This window comes from Mycobacterium sp. ZZG (assembly GCF_054786995.1).
In genome coordinates this window covers 23449-41298 of record NZ_JBTBFV010000013.1, presented here as the reverse complement: position 1 = coordinate 41298, position 17850 = coordinate 23449, and the positions used below count along the sequence as shown (strand labels likewise).

The 17850-nt window shown below is 68.0% G+C and carries 17 protein-coding genes; 11 read left to right on the top strand and 6 right to left on the bottom strand.

Annotated elements, in window-relative coordinates:
• Window positions 1-12 precede the first annotated feature (12 nt).
• Window positions 13-1092 carry a CaiB/BaiF CoA transferase family protein gene (locus ACXMYJ_RS10335; protein WP_260754558.1) on the top strand — a complete coding sequence of 360 codons (1080 nt, stop codon included), beginning with the start codon at window positions 13-15 and terminating at the stop codon, window positions 1090-1092.
• Here ACXMYJ_RS10335 and ACXMYJ_RS10330 read toward each other — a convergent pair.
• Window positions 1080-1400, bottom strand: a complete 321-nt coding sequence (locus ACXMYJ_RS10330; protein ID WP_260754556.1) for a 2Fe-2S iron-sulfur cluster-binding protein — start codon at window positions 1398-1400, stop codon at window positions 1080-1082. The genes ACXMYJ_RS10335 and ACXMYJ_RS10330 overlap by 13 nt on opposite strands.
• Window positions 1401-1514: 114 nt before the next feature.
• Between ACXMYJ_RS10330 and ACXMYJ_RS10325 the strand changes: the two genes are divergently transcribed.
• Genes ACXMYJ_RS10325 through ACXMYJ_RS10310 form a run of 4 tightly spaced genes read left to right on the top strand, consistent with a single transcriptional unit; the run spans window position 1515 to window position 5618 of the window.
• A complete protein-coding gene (locus ACXMYJ_RS10325) occupies window positions 1515-2948 on the top strand; it encodes a class I adenylate-forming enzyme family protein (RefSeq protein WP_460355910.1) in 1434 nt (477 codons plus the stop codon).
• On the top strand, window positions 2926-3741 hold the full coding sequence (locus ACXMYJ_RS10320) for an acyl-CoA dehydrogenase family protein (protein WP_460355907.1): 816 nt from the start codon (window positions 2926-2928) through the stop codon (window positions 3739-3741). The genes ACXMYJ_RS10325 and ACXMYJ_RS10320 overlap by 23 nt, the downstream gene beginning before the upstream one ends.
• Entirely contained in the window at window positions 3728-4822 is a 1095-nt protein-coding gene (locus tag ACXMYJ_RS10315) for an acyl-CoA dehydrogenase family protein (RefSeq protein WP_260754553.1), read from the top strand. The genes ACXMYJ_RS10320 and ACXMYJ_RS10315 overlap by 14 nt, the downstream gene beginning before the upstream one ends.
• A gap of 31 nt (window positions 4823-4853) precedes the next feature.
• On the top strand, window positions 4854-5618 hold the full coding sequence (locus ACXMYJ_RS10310) for an enoyl-CoA hydratase/isomerase family protein (protein ID WP_260754552.1): 765 nt from the start codon (window positions 4854-4856) through the stop codon (window positions 5616-5618).
• A 320-nt stretch (window positions 5619-5938) separates the two neighbouring features.
• Here ACXMYJ_RS10310 and ACXMYJ_RS10305 read toward each other — a convergent pair whose 3' ends face one another.
• Both ACXMYJ_RS10305 and ACXMYJ_RS10300 read right to left on the bottom strand, forming a co-directional pair.
• Complete coding sequence (locus tag ACXMYJ_RS10305) at window positions 5939-6679, bottom strand: SDR family NAD(P)-dependent oxidoreductase (RefSeq protein ID WP_460355903.1); 741 nt, start codon at window positions 6677-6679, stop codon at window positions 5939-5941.
• Window positions 6680-6698: 19 nt separating this feature from the next.
• On the bottom strand, window positions 6699-7463 hold the full coding sequence (locus ACXMYJ_RS10300; RefSeq protein ID WP_460355900.1) for an SDR family NAD(P)-dependent oxidoreductase: 765 nt from the start codon (window positions 7461-7463) through the stop codon (window positions 6699-6701).
• 104 nt (window positions 7464-7567) lie between these two features.
• On the opposite strand from ACXMYJ_RS10300, the gene meaB reads away from it, so the two are divergent.
• A complete protein-coding gene (meaB, locus tag ACXMYJ_RS10295) occupies window positions 7568-8443 on the top strand; it encodes a methylmalonyl Co-A mutase-associated GTPase MeaB (RefSeq protein ID WP_460355898.1) in 876 nt (291 codons plus the stop codon).
• An 18-nt stretch (window positions 8444-8461) separates the two neighbouring features.
• On the opposite strand, the gene ACXMYJ_RS10290 is transcribed toward meaB, so the two are convergent.
• The 3 genes from ACXMYJ_RS10290 to ACXMYJ_RS10280 are packed head-to-tail and all read right to left on the bottom strand — an operon-like array spanning window position 8462 to window position 11106.
• Entirely contained in the window at window positions 8462-8680 is a 219-nt protein-coding gene (locus ACXMYJ_RS10290) for a hypothetical protein (protein WP_460355896.1), read from the bottom strand.
• Window positions 8681-8721: 41 nt separating this feature from the next.
• Complete coding sequence (locus ACXMYJ_RS10285) at window positions 8722-10335, bottom strand: FAD-dependent oxidoreductase (protein WP_460355893.1); 1614 nt, start codon at window positions 10333-10335, stop codon at window positions 8722-8724.
• A 36-nt stretch (window positions 10336-10371) separates the two neighbouring features.
• The gene (locus ACXMYJ_RS10280) at window positions 10372-11106 is read right to left on the bottom strand and encodes an IclR family transcriptional regulator (protein ID WP_460355890.1); all 735 of its coding nucleotides are present in this window, start codon (window positions 11104-11106) and stop codon (window positions 10372-10374) included.
• Window positions 11107-11260: 154 nt separating this feature from the next.
• Between ACXMYJ_RS10280 and ACXMYJ_RS10275 the strand changes: the two genes are divergently transcribed.
• From ACXMYJ_RS10275 to ACXMYJ_RS10255, 5 genes are read left to right on the top strand one after another with little or no spacing between them, the layout of a single operon-like run.
• A complete protein-coding gene (locus ACXMYJ_RS10275; RefSeq protein ID WP_260754546.1) occupies window positions 11261-12142 on the top strand; it encodes an alpha/beta fold hydrolase in 882 nt (293 codons plus the stop codon).
• Complete coding sequence (locus ACXMYJ_RS10270; protein WP_460355887.1) at window positions 12139-13851, top strand: bifunctional 3-(3-hydroxy-phenyl)propionate/3-hydroxycinnamic acid hydroxylase; 1713 nt, start codon at window positions 12139-12141, stop codon at window positions 13849-13851. The genes ACXMYJ_RS10275 and ACXMYJ_RS10270 overlap by 4 nt, the downstream gene beginning before the upstream one ends.
• On the top strand, window positions 13799-14719 hold the full coding sequence (locus ACXMYJ_RS10265; protein ID WP_260754544.1) for a 3-carboxyethylcatechol 2,3-dioxygenase: 921 nt from the start codon (window positions 13799-13801) through the stop codon (window positions 14717-14719). Before ACXMYJ_RS10270 ends, ACXMYJ_RS10265 begins: the two co-directional genes overlap by 53 nt.
• Window positions 14716-16524 carry an FAD-binding protein gene (locus ACXMYJ_RS10260; protein ID WP_460355884.1) on the top strand — a complete coding sequence of 603 codons (1809 nt, stop codon included), beginning with the start codon at window positions 14716-14718 and terminating at the stop codon, window positions 16522-16524. The genes ACXMYJ_RS10265 and ACXMYJ_RS10260 overlap by 4 nt, the downstream gene beginning before the upstream one ends.
• A 6-nt stretch (window positions 16525-16530) precedes the next feature.
• Window positions 16531-17850 carry an LLM class flavin-dependent oxidoreductase gene (locus ACXMYJ_RS10255; protein ID WP_443188521.1) on the top strand — a complete coding sequence of 440 codons (1320 nt, stop codon included), beginning with the start codon at window positions 16531-16533 and terminating at the stop codon, window positions 17848-17850.

Genomic DNA, 17850 nt, shown 5'->3' with positions numbered 1-17850 from the left:
CGAGGTAGTGCGATGAGCGCCGGCCCGCCGGGCCCGGTAGGCGGCGCGCCGCTGGCCGGCATTCGGATCATCGAGGTCGGCGTCATGCTGGCCGGACCGTACGCGACGATGATGCTCGCCGACCTGGGTGCCGAGGTGATCAAGGTCGAGCCGCCCGGCGGCGAGATCTCCCGGCAGGTCAGCGACAGCTATTTCGCGAGCCTGAACCGCAACAAGCAGAGCGTGGTCCTCGACCTGAGATCGGCCGAGGGGCGTGCCCGTCTGGGCGAGCTGGTGGCGGATGCCCACGCGCTGCTGGTGAACATGAAGCCCTCGGCCATCCGGCGGCTGGGGCTGACCTATGAGGCGCTCAAGGAGTTCAACGAGCGCATCGTGTGCGTCGCGATGACCGGCTTCGGCCTCGACGGCGGGGACGATCCGGCGTTCGACTATGTCATCCAGGCGGCAACCGGGGTGGCTGCGATGACGGGAGACCCGCAGGGGCCTCCGACGCTGCCGGGATATTCGTCGGCCGACAACTCCACCGGTCTGACCGCAGCGCTGGGGCTGCTCGCCCAGATCGTGTCCGGTCGGGGTGGGCAGGTCGACGTGTCCTTGCAGGACGTGATGCTCTCGCAGCTGAACTACCGCGCCGCGGCGTACCTCAACGAGGGCGTGGAGCCGCAACGGTATCCGTACGGGGCACACTCGTATTACGTTCCGGCGCAGTTGTTTCCGACCGCAGATGGCTACCTGGCACTGTTCATCACCCACGACGCGTTCTGGGCGGCCTTTGCGGGCGAGGCGGGAATCGAAGGTTTTTCCACCATGGCCGAACGCGCGGCTCGCCGCGACGAGGTGTTGGAGCTGGTAGGGGCGGTGTTGCAGACCGACTCCGCGGTGAACTGGCAACAGCGCCTGCAGCCGCTGGGTATTCCGGTCGCCGCGGTGCGCACGCTGCCCGAGGCGCTGGCCGCCACGCCGCACGCGGTGGTCACCGCGGGCGAGTTCCGCCAAGTCGGCAGCCCGATCCACATCGCCGGGTACGCCCCCCAGTACCGGCCGGCGCCCCGGCTCGACGAGCACCGTGCCGTGCCGGCTCACTCGTCGTAGCTGACCCTCACATCGGGGGTGTCCGGCACGGCCTGACAGGTCAGGACGTATCCCTCGGCGACCTCGTCCTCGGTCAGCGCGTCGTTGACCCGCATCGTCGCCGTCCCGTCGGTCAGCAACGCCATGCAGGTTCCGCAGTTGCCCGCCTCGCACGAGAACGGCGGTCCCATGCCGGCGCGACGCGCGCTCTCCAGCAGCGTCTCGTCGGGCCGGTGCGCCACCGATGCGGTGGTGCCGTCCAACGTGATGGTGATGGTGCCTGCATCGGTGACGGCGGACCCCGCTGCGGGTGTCTGCGGGTCAGTCATGGAACCCTCTTTCGACATTGTCATTCTGATAATAGGAGAATAGTATTCTCCTGGACAAGCGGTAATCCTCTCGCAACCATCATCCAGCACTGTGTCGGAAGGGGCGCGCGCGACGTGAGTGAGCCCTGGGCGCTCGCCTTCGAGGATCGGCAGTACACGCGCGCCGATCTCGACGCCCTGGCTGCCGGTATGGCCGCGGAGTTGCAGCAGCGCGGGGTGGTCGCGGGATCACGGGTGGCACTGATGTCATCGAACCGCCCGGAGTTCGTGGCGGCCCTGCACGCGATCTGGCGTCTCGGCGGGGCTGCGGTGCTGCTGAGTCCGGCCTGGAAGCGGACCGAGGTCGACCACGCGCTGTCGCTCACCGAACCGACGCACGCGGTCGGTGATCACCCCGTCCTCGCCGAGGCCATGCCGATGCTGCCTCTCGACCAGGAGATCCCCCCGGCGGAACATGAGGCGCTCGAGCCCGACCCGGCCGCCGACGCGGTGTTGGTCTTCAGCTCCGGGACCACGGGCATGCCCAAGGCGGTCCGGCACACGCATGCGTCGCTGGCTGTCGCGGTGCGGCACTGGCGGTCCGGCCTGGGGCTGACATCCGCGGACCGCATGCAGGTCATGACTCCGCCCTCCCACATCCTGGGGCTGCTCAACATCCTGATGGCGCTCGACACCGGCGCCTGGATCCGGTTGCACCGCCGCTTCGACATCGACGCCATGCTCAGGCACATCGAATCCGACCGCATCACCGTCGAGATGGCGGTGGCGCCGATCGCGCTGGCTCTGTCGGCACATCAGGAGCTCGAAAAGCACGATCTGACCTCGCTGCGCTACATCATGTGGTGCGCCACCCCGGTGACCAGCAGCGTCGCCGACGCCGTCACGCAACGCACCGGGGTGTCGTGGGTGACGGCCTACGGCGCCAGTGAGCTGCCGGTGATCTCTTGCAACGACCTGCAGCAGCCGCGGCTGGACACCGTTGGCCGCGCGGTGGACGGCGTCGATCTCCGGATTGTGTCGCTGGAGACGGGGGAGGTGTTGGGGCCGGACGCCGAGGGAGAGATCCAGGTGCGGTCCGACTCCGCGATGGCCGGTTATCTGCCCGACGAATGGACCGGCCACGCGTTCACCGACGGCTGGTATCGCACCGGTGACGTCGGAACGCTCGACGCCGACGGCTGGCTGCGGATCACCGATCGCGCCAAGGAGATGATCAAGGTCCGCGGTTTCCAGGTCGCGCCCGCGGAGGTCGAGGCCGTGCTGCACGGACATCCGGCCGTCGACGACTGCGCGGTGTTCGGGGTCCCGGCAGGCGATGGCGAGGCGATCGTCGCCGCCGTGACGGCGCGCGGACCGGTGGACACCGGCGAGCTCGCGGCCCTGGTCGGCGAGCGGCTGGCCTCCTACAAGCGACCGAGCCGTGTGGTCGTCGTCGACGAGATCCCGCGCCTGCCTTCGGGCAAGGTGCTTCGGCGAGTTTTACGGGAGCGGGCGATGAGCGCCCGCGCGAAGAGCGGAGAATTCTGTGGACGTCCGTCTGACCAGTGAGCAGCAACAGCTGCGTGATGCCGCCGCGGAGGTGGCGGCTGATCTCGGGCCGGGGTCGGTCGCCGACCTCGACGACTCGGGACGCATCGCGCGGCTGGAGAAGGCCGTCGACGCCACCGGTTTCCGCACGCTGCGCTCCGACGGCGCCTCCGCGATCGAGGTCGCGATCGTGGCCGAGGAGTTCGGCCGGGGGCTGGTCGACGTGCCCTACCTCGGGCCGGTGCTGGCCGACGACCTGCAGCGCCGACTGGGCCGGCCGGTGGCGTCCACCGAGGCCGTGCCGCAGACCGTGGATCTGACGAAAAGCCTTGCCGGCGTGGTCGAATCGCCGGCCGAGCTGGCCGACCTCTCCGACGACGATGCGGGCCGGTGGTATGCGCTCGCGTTGGCGTCGACCACTGCCGACATCCTGGGGGCGGCGCGGGGCACCCACGCGCTGGCCACCGAGTACGCCAAGGTGCGCGCGCAGTACGGTGCGACGATCGGTTCCTACCAGGCCGTCGCGCACCTGCTCGCCGAGAGCCTGGCGCTGATCGAGGGATCGATCAGCGTGGCCCGGCATGCCGCGTGGGCGGTCGACGAACTGCCGGTGCGGGAAGCGATCGAGGCTGCCCGGGTCGCGAAGATCTACTGTGCGCGGGCGGCGATGACGGTGTGCGAGACGTCGATCCAGGTACACGGCGGCATCGGCAACACCTGGGAATGCCTGGCGCACGTTTATCTGCGCCGTGTGCTGGCCGCGACCGAGGCCTGGCCTGCGAAGCTGGAGGAGCTGACCATTGGACTTTCGTGATTCCCCCGACGAGGCCGCGTTTCGCGAGCGCCTGAGCGCCTGGCTGGCCGAGCAGAAGGGCAGGTTTCCGACCTCCGGCGACGCGTACTGGGCGAAGGCGGGCGAGTGGCATCAGGCGCTGTTCCAGGCCGGCTTCTTCGGCACATCATGGCCGAAGGCGTACGGCGGCCAGGATCTGCCGCCGGTGTACGACGTGATCGTCGACGAGGAGATCGCCAAGGCCGGCGCCCCGGCGCGGCCCAGCCTCGGCTATCTCGTCGTCGGCCTGAGCCACCATGGCAGCGAGGAACTGCGCCGGCGGTTCCTGCCCGGCATGATCAACGGCACAGAGCGCTGGTGCCAGGGCTTCTCCGAGCCCGGTGCGGGGTCGGACTTGGCGTCACTGACCACGACCGCGGTTCGGGACGGTGACGAGTACGTCATCCACGGGCACAAGATCTGGACCAGCTACTCTGACGTCGCCGACTGGTGCCTGGTGCTTGCGCGCACCGACAAGGACGTGCCGAAACATCGCGGCATCTCGGCGTTCATCGTCAGCATGCACCAGCCCGGAATCGAGCAGCGGCCGCTGAAGATGATCAGCGGCGTCACCAAGGAATTCGGCCAGGTGAGCTTCGACGGCGCCCGGGTGCCCGCCGAGAACATGGTCGGCGCACCCGGCGAGGGCTGGAAGCTGGCGATGACGGTGGTCAGCCACGAGCGCGAGCCGTCGACGCTCGGTTTCTCCGCCCGCTATGGAAAGACGGTGCGGCAGATGGCATCTCGGGTCGACGGTGAACCGAACGAAGAGCTGCTGTGGGCGTGGGTGCAGACCGAGATGCTGCGTCTGCACGTGCGGCGGCGGCTCTCCGAACAGCTGGACGGGATCACCCACGGCCCGCAGGGGTCGCTGGACAAGTTGTTGATGACGTGGACCGAGCAGTCGGTCGGGCATGCGGCGCTGGCGACGGTCGGCACCGCCGACGAGGAACTGTTCGGGGCCTACATGTACAGCCGGGCGCAAAGTGTCATGGGAGGCACATCGCAGATTCAGAAGAACATCATCGCGCAACGCATTCTCGGACTGGGAGCCTCCGGCTGATGAGCGCCGGCGCGAAGAAAGAAGGTAGCTGATGTATTCCATGCCAGACGAAATTAAGGTCGAGGCCGACGGCGCCCTGCGCATCATCACGCTGAACCGACCCGACGACCTCAACGCGGTCAACGACAACCTGCACGTCGGCCTGGCCAAGATCTGGGAGGAACTCAACGAGGACGCCGGTGCGCGTGCGGCCGTCATCACCGGTGCGGGACGGGCGTTTTCGGCCGGCGGCGACTTCAACTACCTCGACGAGTTGCGCAACGACGAAGCCCTGCGTCAGAAGACGATCAAGCACGGTCGTGATCTGGTGATCGGTATGGTGCGCTGCCGCATCCCGGTGATCGCCGCGGTGAACGGGCCGGCCGTCGGGCTGGGCTGCAGCCTGGCGGCGCTGTCCGACGTCGTTTACATCGCCGAGAACGCGTTCTTCGCCGATCCGCACGTGTCGATCGGACTGGTGGCCGCCGACGGTGGCCCGCTGGTGTGGGGTTCACAGATCAGCCTGCTGCAGGCCAAGGAGTTCGCGCTGACCGGTGTGCGGATCAAGGCTCAGCGCGCGGTCGAGCTCGGGTTGGCCAATCACGTGGTGGAGGATCCGCTCGCCGAGGCGATCACGTGCGCAAACAAGATGATCGAGCTGCCGCAGCAGGCGGTCGAGGCGACCAAGCGGCTGATGAACATGCAGTTGGAGAAGTCGGTGATGGCGTCGTTGGATTACGCCAACCTGGCCGAGTACGTGTCGTTCGGCACGACGGACTTCAACAAGATCGTCGACGGCCTGATCGCCAAAAAGTAGGCGCTTCCTGCCGCGAGCGTGCGTGTCTGCGGCCAACACGCCGCACTCCGAACCGATTTCACGCACGCTCGCCGGGCATGGTGCGCACGCTCGCGGGATCGCACGCGCGGATTGCGCAGCCCAACCGAGTGAGTAGCCGAACGAGCGAGTAGGCCAACCGAGCGAGTAGGCCAACCGGCGCGCGGAGTGGGCGAACCAAGCGTGCGGATCGTGCGGTCCGAGCGTGCGCGAAGTTCGTCCAGGACGCGGCGTGTCGGGCGCAGACACGCCCGCTCGCGCGGAGGGGCTGGGGCGGAGACAGGCTCGCTTGCCCGCTCGCGCTACGGGGTGAGCTCTTCGGAGCGCTGGATGGTGCCGGTGATGCCCGAAGCATCCTGTCCGGCAAGAAAAACCGCCGCGTCTGCCATGGCCTCGGGCGGTTCGACCATCTCGGGCGGGATTCGCATTCCCGCCCCGCCGGCCTGCCAGCCTTCGGTGAGCACTACCCGCGACGGGCTCAGGCAGTTCACTGCGATGTTGTCCGGTTTCAGATCGGCCGCCAGGCCGAGGTACAGCCGTTCGACCGCGGCTTTGGACACCCAGTAGGCGTTCGCGCCGTGATCGGTCATGGCGACCCCGGTGGTCGTCACGGCGATGAGCGAACCACCGCCGCGCGCCCTGATGTGGGGGATGACCGCCTTGGTGACCAGGAAGACGCCGGTGGTGTTGACGTCGAGGCACAGCTGCCACCGTTTCAGCGGGGTGGTTTCGATGGGCCCGAGCCAGAGCACGCCGGCATTGGCGATCAGGATGTCGATGCCCCCGAACTCGGCGACCGTCGCGGTGATCGCGGCGTTGACGGACTCCCCGTCGGTCACGTCGCACGGTACCGGCAGCGCCCGCCCGCCGTCGTCCGAAATCCGCTGTGCGACAGACCCGATTGTTCCCGGCAGCTTTCCCTCCTGCTCCGAGCGGGCGGCCACTGCCACCGACGCACCCGCCCGCGCCAGCGCGGCGGCCACGGTGGCGCCGATGCCGCGGCTCGCGCCCGCGACGAACGCGACCTTTCCCTGCAGCGTCACCCGTCGGTCACTTCCCGCGTCATTTCGGGGGGAACCGCAGTGCCCCGTCCAGCCGGATCACCTCACCGTTGAGGTAGTCGTTCTCGACGATGCTCTGCGCCAGCTGCGCGTATTCGGTGGACCGGCCCATACGCTTCGGGAACGGCACCTGCGGTCCCCAGTACTGCTCGAGCTGATCGGCCGCGTTGCCGTAGGCCGGGGTGTTGATGGTTCCGGGGGCGATCGTCACCACGCGAATCCCCAACGGGGACAGGTCGCGAGCAGCGACCAGCGTCATCCCGATCACCCCGCCCTTGGCCGCCGAATACGGCAGCTGTCCGATCTGTCCCTCGTAGCCTGCCACCGAGGCGGTGTTGATGATGACACCCCGTCCACCCTCGTCGAGCGGTTCGGTCTTGGCGATCGCCGCCGCCGAGAGCCGCATGATGTTGAACACGGCGGTGAGGTAGAACTTGATGGTCGTCTCGAAAGCGTCCAAGCACAGCGGGGATCCGTCTTTGCCGACGAGCCGTCCGCCGCCCGCGGGTCCACCGTGGGTGTCCACCGAAATGCGCAGCGGGCCGAGAGCTTCAGCTTCGGCGATCGCGGCAAGCACCGACTCCTCGGAGGTCGCGTCGGTGCGCACGTAACGCACGCCGAGCTCGGACTCCAGCTGTTTGCCCTTGTCGTCGGCCAGGTCGGCGACGACCACCTTCGCGCCCGCTCCGTGCAGGCGCCGCACCGTCGCCTCACCGAGGCCACCGGCCCCTCCGACGACCAGTGCCGAGTTCCCCGCGATGTCCATGCGTATCCTCTCTGAAACTATCGCTCTCAGCCTAGGAGAATAGCATTCTCGGAAGCGGAACGGTCCCTCGCGCAGCGAGAAACCGCCTGCGTAAGGTGTCTGGAGTGACGATCGACGACCTCATCGCCGCGGCGCGCGGGGGTTCAGCGCGCGCCACCGGCCGGCTGCTCAGCTACGTGGAGAGCCCGCGCCGGGATGACGTGCTCGCCGCACTCGGGGAGGTTCGCCCGGCCCGTGTCGTCGGCATCACCGGTCCACCGGGCGCGGGCAAGTCCACCACCGTCGGCGCGCTCGTCGGTGCCTATCGGGCCGACGGTAGGCGAGTGGCGGTGCTGGCCGTCGATCCGTCCTCGCCGTACAGCGGCGGCGCCCTGCTGGGTGATCGCATCCGGATGGCGGCCCACATCAACGATCCCGACGTGCTGATCCGATCGGTGGCCACCCGGGGGCACCTCGGGGGTCTGGCCGCCGCGGTGCCCGCGGCGATCACGCTCGTGTCAGCACTGCACTTCGATGTCGTCATTCTGGAGACCGTCGGCGTCGGACAGTCCGAGATCGAGATCGCCGCGGTGGCCGATCCCACCGTGGTGGTCCTCAACCCGGGAGCCGGGGACGCCGTGCAGGCCGCTAAGGCAGGCCTGCTGGAGGTTGCCGACATCGTCGCGGTGAACAAGGCCGACCGTGAGGGCGCCGACCAGACGGTACGGGACCTGCGGGCCGAAACCGACGTGCCGATCCTTAAACTCATCGCGGCCCAGGGCCGTGGGATCGACGAGCTGCTCGAGGTGATCGAAACCCACCACCGCACCGACAATCCGGGTCGGCGATCGGCCAGGGCGCGTGCCCAGATCCTCTCGCTGGCGCAGAGCCTGCTTCGTCAGCACGAGGGACTGGGCTCACTCGCTGACGCGGTGGCCGAGGGTCGCACCGACCCGTACACGGCGGCAGCGCAACTCATCGTCACCGACACCATGCGCTGAGCTATTCCGGGAGCTCGATCAGCCGCTTGGTGTAGCGCAGGAGTTCGCGGCGCAGTGTCGACGTTCGACTGCCTCGTCGATGACCTGGGTGAGTAACAGTTCGCGGGCGCGGATCGCGGACTGCTCGGCCTCGGCGGCCTCCAGCGCCGGCTCCAGCCGGGCGAGTGCGGCGTCGAGCACCCGGATCTGCGCGGCGGTGCGCGCGATCGCGCTGAATCTGATGCCGGTGCCCGTCACCCCGCCAGGGTAGTCGAGAGCCGATGCGCGGTGTGGCGCTGTCAGGACACCGACGTGCCGGTGGCGGCGGTGTATCCGGTGCGATAGCCGAACACCATGGCGGGGCCGATGGTGCCGCCCGCACCGCCGTAGGCCTTTCCGGTGGCGCCGGCCATCGCGTTGCCTGCGGCGTAGAGCCCGGTGATGGCGGTGCCGTTGACGTGCAGCACCCGCCCGTCGCGGTCGGTGCGGGGCCCGCCCTTGGTGCCCATCGCGCCCACGGAGACCGGGACCGCGTAATACGGCGCCGTGTCGATCGGACCCAGCGTCTGGCCTGCCGTGGTGGCTGCCGAGGTGTCGCCCCAGTAACCGTCGTAAGCGCTTGCGCCGCGGTTGAACTCAGGATCGTGCTCGGCGGCGACGTTGGTGTTCCAGGCGGTGAGCGTGGCGGCCAGGCCGTCGGGGTCGATGCCGGTCTTCTCGCCGAGCTCCTCGAGATCGGCCGACTGGCAGAACCAGTCGGGGACCGGTCCGTCGGGGTCCACACCGAGGAAGCCGTAGTGCTTGAGATGGATGGAGTCGAAGACGATCCAGGCCGGATCGTTGGCATACCCGAGCTTCGGATCGAGAAAGTGGAACGGCCCGGCCATCGAGTTGTATTCGCCCGCCTCGTTGAGGAAGCGCCTGCCCGCCCGGTTGACGATGATGCTGCGTGGTCGGGTGCGCTCCAACCTGACGCTGCGGCTGCGCGGATGCCCCTCGAAGGTGTCGCCGGGGATCTGCACGATCGGAACCCACCACGCTTCGCCCATGTTCGCCAGGTCGGCGCCGTGCGCCATCGCCATCCGTAGTCCGTCGCCGGTGTTGTGGGGCGGCGAGACCGCGCCCCGCATCGGGCCCCGCAGATACGCCTCGACCAGGCGGCGGTCCCACTCGAATCCACCGGTGCCCAGGATCACGCCGCGACGGGCGTGCACGCGGAACTCGCTGTGGCCCTGTTGGACTCGGACTCCGGTGATCCCCAGCGGGTCTGCGATCAGCTCCACGGCGCGTGCCTCGGTGTGTGGTGTGACGCCGCGGTCGAGCAGGCCGCGCAGCAGGCCGGCGATCAAGGCGGTGCCGGCGACGCAGTAGTCGCCCGACTCGCTGTCGACGGATGCGTGGATGCGCGCGCGGGTCTCGGCGTCGATGCCGACGTTGCTGAAGTCCGCCGGAAAGGACGTGATCCGCGTGCTCCACTCACCGAGCCGGGACAGGTCGAACGGTTTGGCGTTCAGCGAGCGACCGCCACCGGGTTTGCCGCCCGGCAGCTCGGGCTTGTAATCGGGGAAGCCGGTGGCCACCTCGAAGACGAGATCGCTGTGGGACTCCACGAAGTCGAGCATCGGCGCGCCTGTGCGGACGAACGTCTCGACCAGTTCTTCGTCCATGTATCCCAGCGACTGGGCGCGCAGGTACGCCATCGCGTCCTCGACGGTCAGCTCGCCCTCTTCGGACCTGTGGTGCGCCGGGATCCACACGATTCCACCGGACACCGCGGTGGTTCCGCCGACGGTGGCCGCCTTTTCGTAGACCTCGACGGTGGCGCCGTTGACGACGGCGGTGAGCGCGGCGGTCAGTCCCGCGCCGCCGCTGCCCAGTACGACGACGTCGATCTCATGGTCCCAGTCGGTCATCGCTGTCTCCTTCCGATGGTTGCTGCCCGGTCCGGCTCAGCTGAGGACGGCCGACAGATCGTGGGCCGCTTGGATGACCGATTCGCGGCCGTCGAGAACGACGTCCTCGCGGTGCGAAATCAGGTTGATGCACGTGGGCGGCGCCGGGGATCTACGTCGTACCGGCACGGCCAGTCCGTAGGTGTTGGGCTCGATCTCACCGTGGGTGATCACCCAGCCCTGCTGGCGCGTCTGCTGTACCAGGTCACGCTCGCCGGGGCGCGGCGGCATGCTGGACAGCAGCGCGATCCCCGCAGCGCCGCGGTCGAGCGGATAGCGGCTCCCCTCGTGAAATGACAACTGGTAGTAGACGTTTGTCGGCACCATGACCGCGACGGCGACCTGCTGGTCGCCTTCGGCGACGAGCAGCGACACCGTGGTGGCGAGTTCGTCGGCCAGCGCGCGCAGGGTGGGCACGCACAATTGCCGGACGTTGTTGTCGAACGACGCGCCGAGCACGGCGAGCGCGGCCGCCGAGCGGTAGCGGCCGTCTTCTCCTTTGGCGACGAACCGGTACTGCGCGAGGGTGCTGAGCAGCCGGTAGGCGATGGTCCGGTGCACGCCGATGTCGTCGGCGACCTGCGCGACGGTCAGCCCGGTCGGTGAGCTCGCCACCAGTTGGAGTGCGTTGAGCCCACGCGCCAGCGTCTGGGAGCCGGGCGCGCTCGGGCCCGCAGTGGCGGTCCCGCGTGCACCCGCGTCAGGCGGGTGATCACCGGCCGGTCGATTCATGCGGACCTTCCTTGACAGATCTCTGTCGTGAGAGTGATGCTCTAACTATAGTGCACATGTATGTGCGATAAATGAGCAGAGTGCTTACAAAATACGAGAATTCGATTCTCGCCGTCAAGGTCTCGGGCAGGGACTCCACGGAAGGAGTGCAGGGGTGGCGGAGTTCGAGAGCGTATGGAGCGACCTGCAGGGCGTCCCGTTCTCTCAGGGGTACCTCGACGCCGGCGGTGTCCGCACCCGTTACCTGCACGCCGGTGATCCGGGCAAGCCCGTGCTGGTATTCCTGCACGGTTCCGGCGGTCATGCCGAGGCCTACGTCCGCAACTTAGGGGCGCACGCCGAGCATTTTTCGACGTGGTCGATCGACATGCTCGGCCACGGCTACACCGACAAGCCCGGCCATCCGCTTGAAATCCCGCACTACGTCGAGCATCTCGCCGCATTTCTGGATGCGATCGGCGCGCAGCGCGCGCACATCAGCGGCGAGTCGCTGGGAGGCTGGGTGGCCGCACGCTTCGCCGCGGACCGGCCGGATCGGGTGGATCGTCTGGTGCTCAACACCGCAGGTGGCTCGCAGGCCGATCCCGAGGTGATGAAGCGGATCTTCACGTTGTCGATGGCCGCGGCGGAGGACCCGACCTGGGAGACGGTTCAGGCGCGGATCAAATGGCTGATGGCCGACAAGAGCAAGGACTACGACGACATCGTGGCCAGCCGGCAGCGGGTGTACCGCCAGCCGGGGTTCGTCAACGCGATGCGTGACATCATGGCGTTGCAGGATCCGGAGATCCGGGCGCGAAATTTGCTCGGCCCCAACGAGTACGGCGCGATCACTGCTCCCACGCTGGTGGTCTGGACCAGTGACGACCCGACCGCCGACGTCGAGGAGGGCCGGCGTATCGCGTCGATGATCCCCGGCGCCCGCTTCGAGGTGATGCCGGGCTGTGGTCACTGGCCGCAGTACGAGGATCCCAAGACCTTCGACCGGTTGCACCTGGACTTCCTGCAGGGTCGGGCGATGAGCGGGGTCCGGTGACAGCCCCGGACGTCGACGTCGACGTGGTCATCGTCGGGGCCGGCCCCTCCGGTCTGACCCTGGCGAATATTCTTGGCCTTCACGGTGTTCGGACGCTTGTCGTCGATGAACGCGACACCCTCATCGACTATCCCCGCGGTGTCGGTCTCGACGACGAGGCGCTGCGCACGTTCCAGTCGATCGGTCTGGTCGATCAGGTGCTACCGCATACCGTGCCAAACCAGATCTTGCGGTTCTTCGATGCCGACCGGAAGCTGCTGGCCGAGATGGCGCCCCCGGATGCCCGATTCGGCTGGCCCAAACGCAACGGGTTCGTCCAGCCGATGGTCGACGCCGAGTTGTTCGAGGGCCTTGAGCGGTTCGATCATGTCGAGGTCCGCTTCGGACATCGCATGCAGACCTGCTCCGAGGCGAACGACGGCATGACCGTCGGCTTCGCTGGTGGCCAGGCGTCCGTGTGTGCCCGATACGTGGTGGGGTGCGACGGCGGCCGCAGCGCCACCCGCCGCTTGATGGGTGTGTCCTTCGACGGCACGACGTCGTCGACCCGCTGGCTCGTGGTAGATGTGGCCAACGACCCGCTCGGCCATCCGAACAGCGAGGTCGGCGCTGATCCGGCCCGTCCCTACGTGTCCATCTCGATCGCACACGGCATCCGGCGCTTCGAGTTCATGATCCATCCGCACGAAACCGACGAACAGGCCGACGACCCGGAGTTCGTCCGGCGCATGCTCGGTCAGCGTGTCCCGTATCCGGAACGGGTCGACATGATCCGGCACCGGGTCTACACCCACCATTCCCGGATCGCCGGGTCGTTCCGCAAGGGTCGGTTGCTGCTGGCCGGCGACGCCGCCCACCTGATGCCGGTGTGGCAGGGCCAGGGATACAACAGCGGGATCCGCGACGCGGCGAACCTGGGATGGAAGCTGGCCGCGGTCATCCGCGGGCAGGCCCGCGACGCGCTGCTCGACACCTACGACGTCGAGCGTCGCAAGCACGCGCGCGCGATGATCGACCTGTCGACGATGGTCGGCCGGGTCATCTCCCCGACCAACCGCCGGGTGGCAGCGCTGCGTGACAAGGTGATCCACGCCGCGTCGGTGGTACCCACCCTGAAGCGCTACATCCTGGAGATGCGGTTCAAGCCGATGCCGCGCTACCTGCAGGGCGCGGTCTACCACGACGCACAGCCGTCGCCGAACTCGCCGACCGGCACCTTGTTCATCCAGCCACGCGTGGACACCCGCGACGCTCAGAACCTGCTTCTCGACGATGTGCTCGGTTCCGGTTTCGCGGTGTTGTGCTGGAGTAACAACCTACCTGCCGTGCTCGGGGACGAGGTGTTCGACAGTTGGAAAGCCCTGGGCGCGAGGTTCGTCGAGGCGCGACCGATGACCCAGCTGCGCTGGCCCGGCCACGACGACGCCGATGTCGTGGTCGTGGGCGACCGCGGGGGAGCACTGAAGAAGTGGTTCGACGTGTCGACCGACTCGGTGCTGTTCCTGCGGCCGGACCGCTGCATCGCGGCCGCGTGCATTGCGCAGCGTGCGCCGGAGGTGTCGGCGGAGCTGTTCCGCGCGCTGCATCTGAACGTTCCACCGTCCCGGGAAGGAGGGTCCGGTTCTCATGGCGAAAACACAGATGGCCGTGTGCTGCATGTCGCACAGTCCGCTGCTGAACCTTCCGGGACTGTCACAGGAACTCCTTGACGACATCGAGGGCGCCATCGGCGCCGCACGCGATTTCGTCGCCGACTTCGACCCGGAGCTCGTCGTCACGTTCTCGCCCGATCACTACAACGGGTTCTTCTACCGCGCGATGCCGCCGTTCTGTATCGGCACCGCGGCCGCGGGCGTCGGCGACTACGGCACCTACCAAGGTCCGTTGAACGTGCCGGCCGATCTGGCCACCGACTGTGCCCAGGCGGTGCTGGACGCTGACGTCGACGTCGCGATCTCGGCGGCGATGGACGTCGACCACGGCACAGTGCAACCGCTGCAGAAGCTGTTCGGCGACGCCACCGCCAAACCCGTCATCCCGGTGTTCGTCAACTCCGTGGCGACCCCGCTGGGACCGATGCGCCGAGTCCGTGCGCTCGGGGCCGCCGTGGGCGCGCATCTCGCCGGCCTCGGCAAGCGGGTGCTGGTCATCGGATCGGGCGGACTGTCGCACGACCCTCCCGTCCCGACGCTGGCGACCGCGCCGCCGGCGGCGCTGGACCGCATCGTCAGAGGCGTGCCGATGACCACCGAGCAGCGGCTGGCCCGCCAGTCGGCGGTGATCGAGGCAGCCCGCGAATTCGCGGCCGGCCACGGGGCGCTCGCTCCGCTGAACCCGGACTGGGATACGGCGTTCCTGGACCTGCTCGACACCGGCCGGCTCGCCGAGGTGGACGGCTGGGACAACGGCTGGATCGCCGAGCAGGCGGGTAACTCTGCTCACGAGGTCAGAACCTGGGTGGCCGCCTTTTCAGCGTTGGCCGCGCAGGGCAGATACGGTACCGGCGACCGGTTCTACCGTGCCGCACCGGAACTCATCGCCGGTTTCGCGATTCGAACGGCGGTGTCCACAAAATGAGTTCTGCTGCGGGCCAAGGATTCGACCAAGCCACCGATGTCCTGGTGATCGGGTCCGGTGGCGGCGGGATGACCGCCGCGCTGGCCGCGAAGTCAGCCGGCCTGGACACCCTGGTGGTGGAGAAGTCGCCGCGGTTCGGCGGCTCCACCGCGTTGTCGGGCGGCGGCATTTGGGTGCCGGGGGCGCCGTCGCAGCGCCGCGAGGGCTACGTGCCGGACCCTGATCAGGTGTTCACCTACCTCAAGGAGATCACCGGCGGTCTGGTCAGCGACGCCCGGCTGCGCACCTATGTGAACGCCGCGCCCGAGATGATGGACTTCCTCGAAAAGCTCAGCCCCTGGCTGGAGTTCGTGTGGAAGCCCGGATACGCCGACTACTATCCCGAGCTTCCCGGCGGGTCAGCGCTGGGCAGCACCATCAACGTGCCCGAGCTTGACCTGCGCGTGCTCGGCGACGAGGAACATAACCTGCTCGCCCCGTTGGCGCTGGCGCCCAAGGGAATCTGGTTCGCGCCCAAGGACCTGCGGCTGTTCTATCAGGTCCGGCAGAACTGGCGCGGTAAGGCCGTGCTGCTGAAGTTGATCTGGCGGATGTTCCGGGCCCGAGCCTTCGGGGAACGTATGGCGGCCATCGGTCAGTCCCTGTCGGCGCGGCTGCGGCTCGCGATGAAACAGCAGGACATCCCGCTATGGCTGAACGCGCCGATGACCGAGCTGATCACCGACACCGACGGCCCGGATGCGCGGGTGATCGGCGCAGTCATCGAGAAAGACGGCCGTGTGCTGCGGGTGCAGGCCCGGCGGGGGGTGATCCTGGCCAGCGGCGGCTTCGACCACGACATGGGTTGGCGGCGGCAACATCTGCCCGAGCTGAACCGGGTCGCTGAACTCGCCGGACCCGGCAAGGACTGGAGCTTCGGCAATCCCGCCGCGACCGGTGACGGTATCCGGGCCGGCGAGAAGCTCGGCGCGGCAACCGATCTGCTTGACGAAGCGTGGTGGTTCCCGGCGATCTGCTGGCCGGACGGACGGTTGCAGTTCATGCTCAACGAACGGATGATGCCATCCCAGTTCGTGGTCAACGGCGCGGGCGAGCGGTTCATCAACGAAGCCGCGCCCTACATGGACTTCGCCCACGCGATGATCGACGGTGAGCGCTCCGGTGTCACGCACATCCCGTGCTGGCTGATCACCGACATCCGGTCGTTCCACCGGTACGTCGTCGCCGGGCACCTGCCGATTCCCAAGGTGCCGTTCGCTCCCGTCCCGACTGGCCGGAAGGTGCCGGCCGCCTGGCTGGAGTCCGGCATCGTCAAGACGGGGTCCACCTGGGAGGAACTCGCCGGCCGGATCGGGGTCCCGCCGGCGCAACTGCGCCGGACCGCCGAACGGTTCAACGAGTTGGCCGCCCAAGGCCACGACGACGATTTCAACCGCGGGGACAGCGCCTACGACAACTATTACGGCGACCCGACGCTGCCCAACCCGAATCTGCACCCGCTCGGCAAGCCGCCGTACTACGCGTTCCAGATCATCCTCGGCGACCTCGGCACCTCGGGTGGGCTGCGCACCGACGAGCACGCCCGCGTGCTGCGCGGCGACGACACGGTGATCGAGGGGCTCTATGCGGTCGGCAATGCGTCGGCGGCGGTGATGGGCCGCAGTTACGCCGGTGCCGGCGCGACGATCGGGCCCGCCATGACGTTCGGCTACGTCGCGGCGCGCCACATCGCGGAGTCGGCGACCACCGACCAGGAACCACTGTCCATCCAAAGCCCCGAAAGCCCCGAATCTTCTAGGAGGTAAACAGCAGTGAAGATTTCCTTGTTCTACGAGTTCCCGTTGCCCCGGCCGTGGTCTGACGACGACGAGCACCAGCTCATCCAGCACGGTCTCGACGAGGTGGAGCTCGCCGACAAGGCCGGCTTCTCCACGGTGTGGCTCACCGAGCACCACTTCCTGGAGGAGTACTGCCACTCCACCGCGCCGGAGATGTTCCTGGCCGCGGCGAGCCAGCGCACCAAGAACATCCGACTCGGCTTCGGCGTCATGCACCTGCCGCCGCCCATCAACCATCCGGCCCGCATCGCCGAACGGGTGGCCACGCTCGACCACCTGTCCAACGGCCGGGTGGAGTTCGGCACCGGTGAGGGGTCGTCGGTCGCCGAGCTCGGCGGCTTCAACATCGACCCGGCCGACAAGCGCACGATGTGGGAAGAGGCACTTGAGGTCTCGATCCGGTGTATGACCGAGGCGCCGTTCACCGGCTTCAAGGGCGAGCACGTCGAAATGCCGGCTCGCAACGTGATCCCGAAGCCGCTGCAGCAGCCGCACCCGCCCGTCTGGGTGGCGTGCACACGGCCGTCGTCGGTGCAGATGGCCGCCCAGAAAGCCATCGGTGCACTGAGTTTCGCCTACACCGGACCCGAGGCGCTCAAAGACCGGGTGGACGGCTACTACAAGGAGTTCGAGGAGAAGGGCACGCCGATCACCCCGGCGATCAATCCCAACCTGCTCGCGATCGGCGGCGACCTGTCGATGATGGTGGCCAAGACCGACGAGGAGGCGCTCAAGCGGCTCGGCATCGGCGGCGGGTTCTTCTCGTTCGGGATCATGCACTACTACCTGACGGGCATGCACACCCCTGGGCGCACCGGGGTGTGGGAGCTCTACGAAAAGGCGGTCAAGGACGATCCCACGCTGGCCTACGGGCCGGGCCGCGGCGCGATCGGATCACCCGACACCGTCCGCGAATTCCTGCGTGGTTACGAGGCCAGCGGCGTCGACGAGATCATCCTGCTGCTCAACCCGCGCAGCCACGAGGGCACGATGGAGTCCATCGAGATCATGGGCAAAGAGATCCTGCCCGAGTTCATCGAGCGCGACGCGAAAGCGGTGCAGGACAAAGCCAAGCGTTTGGCGCCGGTGATCGAGAAGGTCGAGGCGCGCCGGCAGCACTGGGACGCACCGCTGTTCGACGAAACCTACGCGTTCGGCGGTCTGCCCACCGGCCGCGGCGGCAAGTTCACCGCCGGGGAGATTCCCGAGGCGATGGCCGAGATCAACGAGGGCCGCGTCAAGGCTGCACAGGCCGAGAAGGACGCCAAGGCCGCGAAGGAAGCTGCGAGCTGA